The following is a 15,409-nucleotide window of genomic DNA, read 5'->3' as shown; positions in this document are numbered from 1 at the left end:
TTGAGGTGGTGAAAGTATTATGAGTGAGATAAGAGTGACACCATGTGCAGGATAGCAGGAATTATTCATCATTGCGGCAACACAGCTCAGCTTCGGAAAGAGGTGCAAGCCATGTGCGATATCATGGCGCATGGTGGTCCAGATGGCGAAGGCTTTTATAGCGATGACGCAAATGGCCTGGCGTTTGGGCACAGGCGCCTGGCATTGATCGACCTCTCTCCTACGGGAAATCAACCAATGTCATACAATAGCGGCCATTTGTCCATCACTTTCAATGGCGAGATTTACAATTTCCCAGAACTTAAAAATGACCTGATTAAAGCGGGATTTGATTTCACTACCCATAGCGATACAGAAGTTATCCTGGCAGCTTATCAACATTGGGGAGTTGCCTCATTTAACCTGTTAAAAGGCATGTTTGCTTTTGGACTGTATGATCGATTGAAGAACATAACTTATCTGGTACGTGATCCATCAGGGATTAAACCATTATATTATTACAATGTATCAGAAAAGCTGGTGTTTGCTTCAGAAGTGAAGGCATTTAAAGAGGCTAGACTAGTACTAAATGAGCTACCGGAGTGGAAAGTTTACTTTCTGGCTTTTGGACATATCCCAGAGCCCTACACCACTTTAACTGAAGTGAAAATGCTTCAAAAAGGTTCTTATCTTTCCTGGGATCATGAATTGCATCAGGCGGAAATACAGCAATATCACAGACAGGATCAGAAACCTTATGGCAAGGATAAAGATATTGCAAAACGATCCCTGCAAAACACACTCAAACTTGCCGTAAAACGACACCTCATTTCGGATGCACCAATAGGTGTATTTTTAAGCGGAGGCATTGATTCGAGCTTGATTACTTTGTTAGCGAATGACTACATAGGTGAGATTTCAGACCGGCAAAACCTGAAAACACTTTCCATCAATTTCCCTGAACAAGAATTTTCGGAGCAGCCTTATCAAAAGTTAATTGCGGATCAGACGTACAGTGATCATTCGGAATATCTGATTGATCAAGCTGTTTTTGATAAACATTTACCTGCGGCATTGAACGGGATGGATCAACCTACTATGGACGGCATTAATTCCTGGTTTGTGAATTATTTCGCCAAAGCGAAAGGCTTAAAAGCAGTTTTATCAGGGATTGGCGGAGATGAATTATTTGGTGGCTATCCATCCTTCAAGAGGATGAAAATGGTTAGGCGCCTTTCGAAGCTTCCAGGGTTTCTGTTCAAAAGTGGAGTTCTTTTTAACAAAGCTGCTTGGAAACGATCATACTACCTGAGTTATAGAAACACAACAGGTAAATATCTTTTTCTACGGGGCATTTATACACCTGATGAAATTGCTGAAATATTAAATCTCTCTATTAACAAAATTGATCAGGTGCTCACCACCATGACTATACCTGACTTACCTGCTCATCTTAGTACTGCTGAGGAAGCCGGATGGTTGGAGTCAAATTTATACATGCAAAATCAGTTGTTGAAAGATACCGACGCGATGAGTATGCAACATGGTATAGAAGTACGAGTACCATTTTTGGATCAGGATTTAATACAGCTCCTTAACTATACGTCATCTGACATCAGATATCAATTGCAAAAACCAAAGGGATATCTAGTTGATGCCTTTAAGAATATTCTACCTGAAGCGATATGGAACAGAAAGAAAATGGGATTTACGTTTCCCTTTCAGAGCTGGCTCAGAACAAATGAGTTTTTTTTAAAGGGAATGCGTGATAATACTCCAAAAAAGGCGAAATTAAAATCTGATTTTACAAATGGAGACCTGCATTGGTCGAAAGCAATTGCGCTCTTTTTGATGGAGGATTTGAAGTGGAAGGCTTGAAAGATTTGAAATTTGACAATGCATAAAGAACAACATGTTTTGTTTTTATCATTATATACTTTCGGACTGACTGGAGGCATTGAAAAAGTTTGCAGAGCAGTTACGAAAGCATTATCGGAATTTAATGGAAATGGAGTTATCAGTGATTACAAATGTTTGAGCATGTATGATACCCAAAGTGATCAACGTTATACGTCTGCCAAAAATTTTAAAGGATTTAATGGCAACCGATTTGGCTTTGGATTAGCATTCATCAAACAAAGTTTACAATCGAATATTATTGTTCTTAGCCATATTAACCTGCTCATTTTTGGGTGGTTAATCAAAAAAATAAAGCCTGAAACACGGATTATTCTTTTTGGACACGGGATTGAAGTCTGGAAATCCTTGAATAACTGGAAAAAAACTTTCTTAAAAAACAAGGTTGAAATCTGGGCGGTTAGTCACTATACTGCCGGTAGGATACAGCAAGAGCATGGCATTCCTGCTAACAAGGTTACCGTAATAAATAATTGCCTCGATCCCTTTTTTGAAGTTCCAAAAGATTTTAACAAGCCAATTGAACTGCTAAAGCGATATGGTTTAACCAGAGATAAAAGAATACTTTTAACGTTAACACGATTATCTTCCGAAGAGCAATATAAGGGCTACGATCAGGTATTAGCAGCAATGAATAGCTTGCCTGAAGACATTCACTATATCCTGGCGGGTAAAGCGGATGCGGAAGAGCACAAACGTATTACCAGATTGATTGAAAAATATAAACTACAGCGTCGGGTAGTCATGACAGGCTTTATTGCCGACGAAGAAATTACACAGCACTTTCTGCTGGCAGATATTTTTGTAATGCCGAGTAATGGAGAAGGTTTTGGAATCAGTTTCATTGAAGCTTCAGCATGCGGGTGCAAAGTGATTGCAGGATATCTTGATGGAAGTACAGATGCCGTAATGAACGGCGAACTAGGTACATTGATTGATCCCAATAGCTTGAGCGAAATACAAGGGGCAATTAATGAGGCATTAAGATCTCCCTCTAAACCATTAAGCCAACAAAGTAAAACGCTGGAAGGATTTGCTTTCTCCAAATACACACAAAAACTACAACAACTTCTAATCCATTGACAAACGAACACGAACATTCCTGGACCATTGAAGCAAAAAGTTCTCTGTTAGATCTTAAACTAAATGAAGTTTGGGCTTATCGCGATTTGCTGTGGCTATTGGTGAGAAGGGACTTTGTTTCGTTCTACAAGCAGACCATTTTAGGTCCATTGTGGTTTTTCATACAGCCTTTGTTTACCACTATCATATTTACTTTCATATTCGGTAATCTGGCTGGCATTTCAACAGATGGCTTACCAAAGCCGCTGTTTTACATGGCAGGGATTACAGCATGGAATTACTTTGCAGACTGTTTAACCAAAACGTCAACTGTATTTAAAGATAATTCGGCCATTTTTGGTAAGGTTTACTTTCCAAGGTTAATTATGCCGCTAAGCATTGTGGTCAGTAACCTGGTCAGGTTTGCCGTACAAATGCTGCTGTTTTTAATGCTCATGGCTTACTACTATTTAAATGGTGCTCCGTTTTCTATAAGCTGGGCCATTTTTCTCTTTCCGGTGGTAATTATTTTAATGGCATTGCTGGGCTTAGGTGCAGGGATGATTATTTCTGCCATGACCACCAAATACCGCGATCTTGCTTTTCTCGTGAGTTTTGGCGTGCAACTTTTAATGTATGCAACCACGGTTATTTATCCATTATCGGAAGCGATAAAAAAATACCCGGCCTACGCCTGGATAATTGAATACAACCCCATGACACCAATTATCGAAACTTTTAGATTTGGGTTTTTAGGAGAAGGGAGTTTTAGCTGGGCTGCCTTTGGTTATGCTACCGCTGTTACATTTTTGCTGCTACTTTTTGGTATCGCAATTTTTAATAAGGTGGAACGGAATTTTGTAGATACGGTGTAGCTTAAATATCCAACTTACATCAATGATCAATAAGGCACTATTGAAGTAATTTGTTCCAGGTAGATTAATAATATTTAACGAATAAAACGTTGTCACAAAACATTGCTATCAAAGTAGAAAACCTAAGTAAGGCCTATCAGCTTGGTCAGATTGGTACCGGGACAATCAGTCGTGATCTCGAACGCTGGTACGCCCGAATCCGTGGAAAAGAAGATCCCTTTTTACGGATTGGTGAAAGTAACGACCAACTTGTTAAAAGTGAAAGTAACGTTGTTTGGAGTTTAAAGGATATTAATTTCGAAATAGCGCAGGGCGATGCCGTTGGTATTATTGGAAGAAATGGGGCCGGAAAAAGTACCCTTCTAAAAATACTGAGTAAAGTTACCGCACCAACCACGGGTAAAGTATCAGGTAAAGGCAGAATAGCCAGTTTGCTGGAAGTAGGCACAGGTTTTCATCCCGAACTTTCGGGCCGTGAAAATATTTTCTTAAATGGTGCAATTTTAGGGATGCGCAATAAAGAAATTCATCGAAAACTTGACGAGATTGTCGATTTTGCCGGCATTGAACGCTATCTGGATACACCTGTTAAGCGCTATTCATCGGGCATGTATGTTCGTTTGGCCTTCGCTGTAGCCGCTCACCTTGAATCTGAAATCTTAATTGTAGACGAGGTACTGGCAGTTGGCGATGCAGAATTCCAGAAAAAATGCTTAGGCAAAATGGGCGATGTGAGTAAAGGTGAAGGGAGAACGGTTTTGTTTGTTAGCCATAATATGGCAAGTATTAAAACATTATGTAAATCTGGTATATACCTCCACAATGGAGAAGTTCTTAACCGTGGAAAAATTGATGAGGTAATTAATTCTTATAAAAATGCCGCAAACAAAGAATCTAAGACTATCAATGATTTAATTACACATCAGGATGCTAATCTGAAAATTGATTACATTTCATTAAACAATAAGAACGAAAGTATTATTGACTTAAATACGGATAATAGCTTGAATATCTCAATTATTGGCGTTGCGCTCACCAACTTTAAACTCAACATAGAGATTAGGATTTCTAGTATGGATGGGAAAATGGTGTTTTTTTATAGTCCTGCTCATATTCACAATGAAATTTTTACATATGAAAAAGGATTATTCGAATTTACTGATAAGATAGCTTTACCCACACAAATGGTGAATGGCACATATTTGGTAGCCATTACGCTAAGCTATCCTAATGTAAATACTTATTTGAGCATTGAAAATTTACAAATAATGAAAGACACTATGAAAACTTTTTCGGGCCGGAATTTAAATCATGACGATGTTGGGTTTTTAATACTGGAAAGGTATAATGGCAAATAATCTTTCTTCAAAATACGAAAGGTTAAATCAATCTTTTAAATCTAAATTTATTTTCCGCATTGGAACCGGCAGTGGTTTTTTTTCGGAATATAACAATATGATTTTTGCTATATTATACTGTCTCGCAAATCAATTGGAATTCGTATTATCATCACGAAACACCAATATTTTTCGAAATGGCTGGGACGGTTATTTCAATTCTTTTTGCAAACAAAATAATTCCCCATTCCATCAAAGATTTAACGGCAGATTTAATAAACACATCAGCGCAAAGAGAAAATTGATTGAAAGTGTTTACAAAAAATTAACTCGCCATAAAATAACACAGGATTTATGGTTGAATTTTCACTCCAGTGATTTCGAAAAACAAATATTTAACATCAAAGAGCTTGATCTTAATGGAAATTTATTAGCCGTTAGCAAAAAAATTATTGAATTAACCTGGAACTTTAACCAAACTACAAAATCGATTATACAACCAATTATCGATTCCTTAAACCTTCCGGAAATATATGCATCAGCGCACATTCGAAGGGGAGATAAAATAACCGAAGTTGATCATACCGATATCGACTTATACATCGAAAAACTGGCCGAACTACAAAGCTCAAAGAATATTTTTATAGCAACAGATGATTACAGTGTGATCAAATACCTAAAATGCAATTATGATGATTATAATTTTTATCATTTAACAGCAACAGCAGATGCCGGTTATAATCAACATGTTTATAACAATCTCGATGCCGGTGAGCAAAAAAGAGCGCTATATCAATTGTTAGCCACGATAGAAGTGTTGAGCAATTCGCAAAAATTTGTTGGAACCTTTAGTTCAAATATCGGCATGTTCTTGGCGATGAGAATGGGAACTGAAAAAGCGTTTGATGTAAATGACAATGAATGGAAAGTATGGTAATTGTTCTTAATTTTAATTTACATGCTCAAAATTAAGCTGACCTTTCCTTACCTAAACTGGGATTTGAAAAGACAAAGCCCGAAATCTTCATCTGTTTGGGGAGACTATATTTTTCACATCAATGAAGAAATTGAGGAGTGCGATTTTTGGTTCGTATTTAATGGTTTATTAAAACCTCATGAAAGTACTAGATGTAATCAAAGAAACGTTGTTTTGCTTACTGCTGAACCCTCCGGCGTGGAGAATTATGATAGCAAATTTACAAAGCAATTCCTGCATTTAATTACATGTCAAAGAGAAATAAAACATGCCGGTAAAACCTATTACCATCAGGGACAGCCCTATTTTGTAGGTGCAAATTATTTAAATTCCGAATACGTTTCTTTTACCAAGGGTTACGATGAATTAATACAGAAAACAGCTATTGAAAAGAAAAAGTCGATTTCATTAATAACTTCTAATAAAAGTTTTACTGATGGACATGCCCAAAGATTAAATTTCTGCATGAAATTGAAGGAATACTTTGGGAATCAAATTGATTTATTTGGCCGGGGGATTAATGACTTTCAAGATAAATGGGATGTTTTAGCAGATTATAAATATTCCATAACCATAGAAAATTCATCACAGGAAGATTATTTCACAGAAAAAATAAATGACTGCTTTTTAGCTCATACCTTCCCCGTTTATTATGGTTGTAAGAATCTTGAAAAATATTATAACCCAAAATCTTATCAAACAATAAACATTCATGATTTTGATGAATCCAGGCGAACAATTGAACGGCTTTTAAACGATGAAGATCATTATTCTGCGGCGCTCCCTTACATATTGGATTCGAAAAGCAGGTATCTAAATCGATATAATATTTTCCCGCTTATTGTAAATTTTATTGAAAATAACCTTAATCCGAACTTATTAAAAAAGCAGGTTTCATTATGTCAAAAACCGGGAATAACGCTTTCAAACATCAAAAACCGCATAAATTTTCTTAAACCCTTGATTTCAAAAAATGCTAAGAAGAATAATTAAAAAGATTTTAAGAATAGGAAAATTCGAAACAGCAAAAGATAAGCTGTACAGCGCATGGTTTTCAAATAATGGCGACCAAACGTTGCGGCTCAATTACAACTTAAATGAGCAATCTGTTGTATTCGACTTAGGCGGGTATCAGGGGCAATGGACCAGCGATATCTTCTCCAAATATTTGTGTGACGTATATATCTTTGAGCCCTATGAAAAATATTATCAGCAAATAAAACAAAGATTTATCAAAAACGATAAAATAAAGTCATTTAACTTCGGATTATCGAACAAGGAAGAACTTTTGGATTTATATATATCCGACGATGCTTCGTCAGTTTATAAAACCGGCAGCGAAAAAATACAAATTCAGCTTAAAGATGTTATCCAATTTTTAAAAGACCATAACATCGAAAAAATAGACCTACTGAAGATTAATATTGAGGGTGGGGAATATGACTTAATGGAAAGGCTGATAGCCGATCCTATTATTCAAAATATCACCAATATTCAAATACAATTTCATGAATTTGTTCAGAATTCAAAATATAGGATGAACGAAATACATGGGAAAATTAGTGAAACGCATTTTCTAACTTACTCCTATGAATTCATCTGGGAAAACTGGCAATTAAAGGCTACATCAAATTCCGATGTATCATAAAACTAACTTTATAACAGGTTTGAGAGGCTATGCCGCTTTGGGTGTTCTTTTGATACACTATCAAGGCTTTAACATTTTAAAGCAATCTAACATCTACAATAAGTTTGTTGATTTTGGAAAATACGGGGTTTTAGTCTTCTTCATCATTTCAGCATTTACATTAACAATCAGTATAGATAGAGATAAAAATTTCTCCTACAAACAATACATTAAAAAAAGATTTTTAAGAATTTCACCTTTATATTATTTACTTTTATTACTGGCTTTTTTTATTGGCGGCAATGCCTTTTATCAAAATGAGTTTCATATTAATAATAGTTTGTTTACCTTAATATTTCATTATAGTTACCTCAATTGGATTGACTTTAGGCACCAAAACAATCTAATTGGCGTAGAATGGAGCATACCGGTTGAATTTTTTTATTATTTCATCTTTCCCTATTTTTTACAATTTATTAGGTTTAGCAAATCCTTCTTTATACTATTACTCATTACCTCATTTATTCTATCGATTAAAGGAGCATCTATTTATAGGCACTTAAATATTCCCACATTGGCATTCAATTGGTCCATCATTAAATATCTATTTAGCTTCTTATCTGGTATTAGTGCGTATTTTATTTTAAAAAATTATCAATTTCTTGCGAGGATAAAATATTCAAATTCAGCATTCTTAAAAATTTTGATCATTTTTTTATTTCTTATTTTAAGTAACCTGATTAACAATTACACTGAAACATTGGTCATAATTTTTACGCTATTAATTATCATAATTGGTCATAATGAGTTTTATTTAAAGAAGCTTTTATTTGAAAACAGAATTATTCTTTTTTTGGGAAAAATAAGCTTTTCTATCTATCTGACACATATGCTTATCATGACGATATTAATGAAACAAACGTTATTATGTTCAAGATCATTAACAGCTTTTGCCATCACAATAATCATAAGTTCTCTAACATATTATTTAATTGAAAAACCGTTTATTGATTTAGGAAATAAACAATCATTAAAAATAAATCTTGGTAATCGTTAAGCTTTCCGGTGGTTTGGGTAATCAGATGTTTCAATATGCAGCTGCAAGAGCGATATGTAAATCTCCGGTTGTTTTTGATTTCACTCATTTAAAAAAAAATAATAGTTCTAATGAGTTTTTCACAGCCCGTAATTACGAATTATCTGTTTTTGAAAATCTTATAACAAAAAAAATAACCGATTTTTTTATCCGATTGGCTTTAAGTGACCGTAAGGAAATTAAAATCTTGAAATTGCTCTGGCCCAAGCAGCTCAAAAATTTAGTCTATTTAAATGATGAAAACTATCCAGGACATTCAAAACACAACAGGAATGTTTACCTCGACGGCTACTTTCAAAACCCAAGTTATTTTGAAAAAATGAGAGCTGAGCTATTAAACGAATTTAGCTTTCCAACATTACCCAATTCTCTACACACATATTTGAATTTAATTGAATCCTGCAATAGCGTGGCTATTCATGTCAGGAGGGGAGATTATTTAAAACCGACATTTAATGCATATCATGGAATACTACCTTTATCCTATTATCAAAATGCGATAAAAAAAATCCAACAAGAGACGGAGAATCCTACTTTCTTCGTTTTCTCAGATGATATAAGTTGGTGTAAAGAAAATCTTTTAATTTTAGACCACCAGTTGATCCTCGTTACCAATCGGGATGAACTTTCGTGGACCGAAATGTATTTGATGACTAGGTGTAAACATAATATCATTGCAAATAGTACATTCAGTTGGTGGGCAGCATGGCTAAATCAAAACACAAACAATTTAACGCTTGCCCCTAGAGATTGGTTTAAAACAGTAGAAACTAAGATTATACCTGAAGAATGGATAATAATTTGATTTCAGTAGTTATGCCTGTGTACAACACAGAAAAGTACATCTCACAGGCTATTCACAGCATACTGAATCAAACCTATATAAATTTCGAATTTATTATTATTGACGACGGCTCAACAGATAATTCTAAAAAAAAAATAAAGGAATTTAATGATCCGAGAATTTTACTTATTGAAAACAGAACTAATGAAGGCTTGGTTTCGAGTTTAAACAAAGGCTTGAAATTGGCAAAGGGGAAATATATTGCTAGAATGGATAGCGATGATATCAGCTATACCCACCGGTTCGAACGCCAGGTGGAATTTTTAGAAAAAGAAACTGATATTGCTTTATGTGGTTCCTGGTTTAAAAGAATTTATAATTCCAATAGTTCCAATATTTCCAAATATCCCTCCTCCCCTCAAGCAATCAAATTAAATCTGCTTGTACATTGTCCAATAGGGCATCCCACAGTTATGATGAGAAATGATTTTTTGAAAGCTAATCATTTAAGTTATAATAAAGATTTCGAACCTGCAGAGGATTATGCGCTTTGGTCGCAAATATGCATAAATGGTAAATTAGCCAATATCCCTGAAGTTTTATTAGAATATAGAGTTCATGATGAACAAACATCAGTTACTAGCAACAAAATTCAGGAAGAAAATTCGAATAGAATAAGGGTGGCACTTTTGCAAAAAATGATGCCAGGGCTCCCTATTAATTACAATTTAATACTACCAGAAAAAGACTGCAATAGTGAGCACACCTTATTTTCTGAAACGTTAAAACGAATAGCTTCATTAGATATTCTGGCAAAAGAAAATAAAAAACTAGGCCTTTTCGAACATAAAATGTTTTCTGATTTTCTGGACAGGATTCTGGATCACTTAGTTAACAGTTTTTTCCACAACCCGTTAGCATACAATATTAATAACTTACAGCAATTAATGCTCAAGGGGAAATTTTTCTTTAAACATGCCACATTTAAAATAATATTCAAGTACATAATTAAAAGTATTATTTCCTATAAGCGTGAAGTTAAAACGATGAAGAATTAATGTATTTAAATAAGCAAAAATCGATTCAAAGACAGGGAGAAATAAACAATTATTTTGATGCCGTTTATTGTATCAATTTAAAAGAAAGTAAGAATAGGTATTATAAATTTCTAAAAGAATATAAAAACTTAGCCCATCCGAATTTATTAAGATACGATGCGGTGAAAGGTGAAGAGCTCAGTATTGAAGGTTGGCCGGGTAACCTTGGTTCTTTAGGTTGCAGGCAGAGTCACATCAATGTTCTTAAAGATGGACAATCTAAAAATTATAGAAGATTTATTGTGTTTGAAGATGATGTAATCATCCCTAAAAGCTTTAAAAAGAAGCTAACCGCTCTGTTAGCCAAAGTTGGCGATGACTGGGACATGCTGTATTTTTATGTGGAGAATCATTTTACTAAACCGGAAAAAATCACTAACGGATTATATAGGCTGAACAATACTTTAGGTATGGTAGGTATAGCCTATAATGCAAGGTGCATCAGCACAGTTATTAATAAATTAGAAAATGATTTAAGATGGGTAGACAGTGCCATTGCAGATACGCATACAAGCTTGTTTGTGTATGCACCGGAAAAATCTATCGTCAATCATTTCAAAGGCTACAGCACAATTGAGAAAAAGCATGTTGCCTACCAACATAGTTTTCTCAAAAAAATATACGCTAAATTACTAAAACTTAGAAATTGGCTTTTCAAGGCATAACTTAAAAATGAAACTTTGAAAATACTCTTTATTTTACCAGAATATTACCCTCATTCGGGTGGTGGCATCTCTACTTATTATTTACATTATATCAAGGCACTTTACCCATTCTGTTCTGAAATACATGTGATTGTAGGAAGTGGCTATACCTATAGCGATGAAACCTACATACAGGATGATGTACATATAGAATACCTGAACCCGGATATTTTTAAAGCTAACTTAAAGAAATTCGGTGCTTTTAGTCTTTTTCCTGAATATCAGCACAATATTTCTGCCGCATGGGCAATGTGGGAGCAGATGAATGAAGGAAAAGATTACGATCTTATTGAATGTACTGATTTTGGTTTAGGATATGTTCCCTGGTTAATAAACCACAATAAACCGGTTGTTACACGACTTCATGGGAGTTACGGCCAAATAGAACTGGAACAACAGGAATTAAAAGATAAGCTTAGCGGAGATATTAATCGATTAACCGAACTAAATCTCCTAACAAAATCTGACGTTCTGATCACCTACAGCAAATCCAACCAGCAATATTGGGAATCAATTGTAGATAAAGATATTGAATTGATTTACCCGGTATACGAATTAAACAAGGAAAGCATCGATCACACTTCGAAGAAAGAAAATTTTGCCATAGTTTGCGGTCGGGTGCAGGAATGGAAAGGCCCTGATGTTCTTTGCAAAGCGGTTGAAGAACTCAAGGATAATTCTCCGGAAATAAGATGGTACGGAAACGATACGGCATACAGTGAAGGCCTGTCAAAATCTGAACAACTGCAGAACGACTTCCCTAAAATCTGGAAAAATAAGATTATTCCGTATGCCGCTGTAAACAATAACAAAATCCTGGAGGTACAGCAAAGTGCAAAATTCGCCATTGTTCCATCAACATGGGACATGTTTAATTTTACCTGCTTGGAATATATGGGCGCCGGAATTCCAGTAATCTGCTCTGATGGAGCGGGGGCTTCGGAACTAATTGAGAATCTTGTAAATGGTTATAAATATTCCAGATATGATTCGTTAGCACTTGCTGATTGTATAAAAGACCTCACTCAATGCAATGATAAAAAATATAGAGAATTAACTAATGCAGCTTTTGAAACCATTAAAATTTCACTTTGCTCAAAAAATATTATTCCAGAAAATTTGTTGCTATATGAAGCACTTTTAAGTTCATTTGAACCAAAAAAGCATAACAAATATTTTGCTGCCATCTATTCACCTATCCAAACGGAGTACAAGGTCGAACATCTTCTAAATAAACAACCATTGAAACCATTGTTGAAATATGTTTTAAAGCGGATGGTTAATAAATTAAAAGCCCGATGAGTTCCATTTCATTGTGTATACCAGCCTATAATGCTCAAAATTGCTTAGGCGATTTGTTAGAATCTGCACTAAAACAAGAAGTATTATTTGATGAAATTTTAGTTTATGATGATTGTAGTACAGATAATACCAGAGAAATTGCACTAAAATTTGGTGTAACCATATTTCAAGGTAAAACAAACCAAGGTTGTTCCTTTGGGAAGAACGAATTGGCAAAGGCAGCTAAATCGGAGTGGTTGCACTTCCATGATGCCGATGATTTGTTGTTATCCAATTTTACGAGCGAAATGCACCGCTGGATAGACAATGAATCCGCTAATTTCGATGTTTTAATACTTAATTTCGAATACAGGGAATTTATTACCAAAAAAATGTTAGGTACCGCAAATCACAATAAGACTTTACTGTCGGATAATCCCCTCAAATACGCTATTTCAAACAAAATAGTGAATTTTGGCCTTTACAAGCGAAGTAGCTTTTTAGCAGCTGGAGGTTTTGATCTAGATCCCAACGTGCTTTATAATGAAGACAATGCATTTCACATCAACCTTGCAAAAAACGGATTGAGATTTGATTATTTAAATACCATTACCTGCATTAATTATTGGCATGAACAGAGCATGTCTAATTCGAATGGACTTAAATGTGCCATGGCTAATTTTCATGTTTTGGAAAAAATTGCAAAAAGCCATGGAAGCCTTTATCCTAGTGAAATTTCCGAGCAACTTTGGGCCTGCATCTCATCATTATCGGTATTTCAAAATTGGGTATATATTAAAAAAGCCATAGCATTAAGTAAATCCTTGGGATTTCCAAACGCAACAAACGGGAATCGCTTATTCAATTTTTTAACAAAAATAGATCCTTTCTTTTCAGTATGGCTAAGGGAAAAAATGATCAGGATTTTTAAACCAAATTTAAGATTGATTTAATGAAAATATTCATTGATGTTGGCGGACACTACGGGCAGACTTTAGAAGCAGTAATTGATCCCATCTATAATTTTGATATTATATATTGTTTTGAACCCACAAAAGTATGTTTTACAAAAATCGAATTAATAAAAGATAAAAGGATTAGGGCTTATAATTGTGGTTTGCTAGACGAAAATAAAGAGCTGTATATCAACTACCCGGGATCGGAAGCCGCAAGTATATTTAATGATCACGCAGCTTATGATAATGCCCTATACACAGAAAACTTTGAAAAAAAAGAGCTTTGCAGCTTTATATCAGCCACCGACTTTTTTAAAAAACATATTAATTCTGAAGATCATGTAGTGATGAAACTAAATTGTGAAGGAAGTGAATACGCAATTTTAGATTCATTGATAAGAAACAATGAATATCAGAAACTCAATAATTTACTGATTGATTTCGACATCGATAAAATTCCATCCATGTCTCATTTGAAAGGCAAAATCCTTTCCCTTATTGAAAAAGAGAAAAGCATACATCATTTCCCACAAGATACCCAATATGGAGGAGGAAGCCATTTCGGCGGAATAAAAAGATGGCTAAATAAAACCAATGAACGAGACATCACCCTAGGTAATTACTGTAAAAGCATACTATGGGACATCAAAAATATTCTCAATAAAAGGTACCATAATTTCTACAAATTACAAATATTAAAGCGCTTACCCTCGTCTGTTGTAAACCTGTATTACAAAAAAATTAAACGTGGCTAATCAAGTACTAATTTCAATCATCATACCGGTTTATAATGCGGCGCAATATTTAGCGCAAAGCATTGAGTCTGCAATTAACCAAACCTGGAAAAATAAAGAAATTATTATTGTTGATGATTGCTCTACTGATATCAGTTATAGTATTGCAAAGAAATACGAATCTGAAGGGATACGTATTTATCGGTCGGATGAAAACAAAGGTCAATCCTATGCAAGCAATTACGGATTGTCGAAATCGAGCGGGCAATTAATTAAGTTTCTTGATGCAGATGACTTGATCGATTCAGATTATTTATCGAATATGATGAAATTATATGTGGATGAGCAAAGTTTGTATTTTTCACATTGTGTAAACTTCCACAACAGTATAGCAGATGGCACTGCGAAGAGCTATAATTTGGAGAAGTGGAAACATCTTTTACCCATTGATTTTTTACTAAGTGGTTCGAGTAACATGATGCAGGGAGGGCGTTGGCTTATTTCGAGGCATTTAATTGCAACCGCAGGCCCTTGGAACGAAGAACTATCCTACATTAATGATTACGAATTTTTTACCCGGTTATGCTTAAAAGCTAAACAAATTTATTACTGCGAAAATGCAGTATTGTATTACAGACAGGTACCAAATAGTTTGTCGAGCCAAACTACTGAAAGCGCTTATAAATCTGGTTACAAAGCCATCACAATTGCCGCTACTTTATTAAGCGAATATGAAGACAGTGAGCGCGTAAATAAGTTTATTGCAAATGCCTATCAGGGATTGCTATATTTAATTTTCCCTAAATATCATGAGTTGACCAAAAACATATCGGAAAAAATAAACCAATTTGGAGGTGCCGATCTTGAGCCTAAATTTGGTGGGAAAATCATCGATTTCATAGCAAAAAGAATGAGTTGGAAGCTTGCCAAATATGCGCAATATTATAAGAATTACATTTCGCTTTATTTCTGACATTCAACACT

15 protein-coding genes are annotated in these 15,409 nt (G+C 34.8%); all 15 read left to right on the top strand.

The window, feature by feature from the left end:
* The first annotated feature begins 42 nt into the window (after positions 1-42).
* A complete protein-coding gene (gene asnB, locus AC570I_RS00920) occupies positions 43-1,857 on the top strand; it encodes an asparagine synthase (glutamine-hydrolyzing) (protein ID WP_497403556.1) in 1,815 nt (604 codons plus the stop codon).
* A gap of 18 nt (positions 1,858-1,875) precedes the next feature.
* Positions 1,876-2,979, top strand: coding sequence for a glycosyltransferase family 4 protein (locus AC570I_RS00915; protein WP_497403553.1), 1,104 nt, complete (start codon positions 1,876-1,878; stop codon positions 2,977-2,979).
* A complete protein-coding gene (locus AC570I_RS00910) occupies positions 2,976-3,833 on the top strand; it encodes an ABC transporter permease (RefSeq protein ID WP_497403550.1) in 858 nt (285 codons plus the stop codon). Before AC570I_RS00915 ends, AC570I_RS00910 begins: the two co-directional genes overlap by 4 nt.
* Before the next feature lie 89 nt (positions 3,834-3,922).
* Complete coding sequence (locus AC570I_RS00905) at positions 3,923-5,191, top strand: ABC transporter ATP-binding protein (RefSeq protein WP_497403548.1); 1,269 nt, start codon at positions 3,923-3,925, stop codon at positions 5,189-5,191.
* Positions 5,181-6,107 (top strand): hypothetical protein, encoded by a 927-nt coding sequence (locus AC570I_RS00900; protein ID WP_497403546.1) that lies wholly within the window; start codon positions 5,181-5,183, stop codon positions 6,105-6,107. Before AC570I_RS00905 ends, AC570I_RS00900 begins: the two co-directional genes overlap by 11 nt.
* 21 nt (positions 6,108-6,128) lie before the next feature.
* Positions 6,129-7,139 (top strand): glycosyltransferase family 10 domain-containing protein, encoded by a 1,011-nt coding sequence (locus AC570I_RS00895; RefSeq protein WP_497403543.1) that lies wholly within the window; start codon positions 6,129-6,131, stop codon positions 7,137-7,139.
* Positions 7,120-7,794: an FkbM family methyltransferase gene (locus tag AC570I_RS00890; RefSeq protein ID WP_497403541.1), complete on the top strand. Its 675-nt coding sequence runs from the start codon at positions 7,120-7,122 to the stop codon at positions 7,792-7,794. The genes AC570I_RS00895 and AC570I_RS00890 overlap by 20 nt, the downstream gene beginning before the upstream one ends.
* Positions 7,784-8,830, top strand: a complete 1,047-nt coding sequence (locus tag AC570I_RS00885) for an acyltransferase family protein (protein ID WP_497403539.1) — start codon at positions 7,784-7,786, stop codon at positions 8,828-8,830. Before AC570I_RS00890 ends, AC570I_RS00885 begins: the two co-directional genes overlap by 11 nt.
* On the top strand, positions 8,817-9,674 hold the full coding sequence (locus AC570I_RS00880; protein ID WP_497403537.1) for an alpha-1,2-fucosyltransferase: 858 nt from the start codon (positions 8,817-8,819) through the stop codon (positions 9,672-9,674). The genes AC570I_RS00885 and AC570I_RS00880 overlap by 14 nt, the downstream gene beginning before the upstream one ends.
* Entirely contained in the window at positions 9,659-10,711 is a 1,053-nt protein-coding gene (locus AC570I_RS00875) for a glycosyltransferase family 2 protein (RefSeq protein ID WP_497403535.1), read from the top strand. The genes AC570I_RS00880 and AC570I_RS00875 overlap by 16 nt, the downstream gene beginning before the upstream one ends.
* Positions 10,711-11,415, top strand: coding sequence for a glycosyltransferase family 25 protein (locus AC570I_RS00870; protein WP_497403533.1), 705 nt, complete (start codon positions 10,711-10,713; stop codon positions 11,413-11,415). Before AC570I_RS00875 ends, AC570I_RS00870 begins: the two co-directional genes overlap by 1 nt.
* A 15-nt stretch (positions 11,416-11,430) precedes the next feature.
* Entirely contained in the window at positions 11,431-12,756 is a 1,326-nt protein-coding gene (locus AC570I_RS00865) for a glycosyltransferase family 4 protein (RefSeq protein WP_497403531.1), read from the top strand.
* Positions 12,753-13,688: a glycosyltransferase family 2 protein gene (locus AC570I_RS00860; RefSeq protein ID WP_497403529.1), complete on the top strand. Its 936-nt coding sequence runs from the start codon at positions 12,753-12,755 to the stop codon at positions 13,686-13,688. Before AC570I_RS00865 ends, AC570I_RS00860 begins: the two co-directional genes overlap by 4 nt.
* Positions 13,688-14,446, top strand: a complete 759-nt coding sequence (locus AC570I_RS00855; RefSeq protein ID WP_497403524.1) for a class I SAM-dependent methyltransferase — start codon at positions 13,688-13,690, stop codon at positions 14,444-14,446. Before AC570I_RS00860 ends, AC570I_RS00855 begins: the two co-directional genes overlap by 1 nt.
* On the top strand, positions 14,439-15,398 hold the full coding sequence (locus tag AC570I_RS00850; RefSeq protein ID WP_497403521.1) for a glycosyltransferase family 2 protein: 960 nt from the start codon (positions 14,439-14,441) through the stop codon (positions 15,396-15,398). The genes AC570I_RS00855 and AC570I_RS00850 overlap by 8 nt, the downstream gene beginning before the upstream one ends.
* The last annotated feature ends 11 nt before the right edge of the window (positions 15,399-15,409 follow it).

The sequence above is a fragment of the Pedobacter sp. A2324 genome (genome assembly GCF_059693705.1).
The sequence above is the reverse complement of the archived record's forward strand: the minus strand, read 5'-3'. Positions and strand labels throughout refer to the sequence as shown.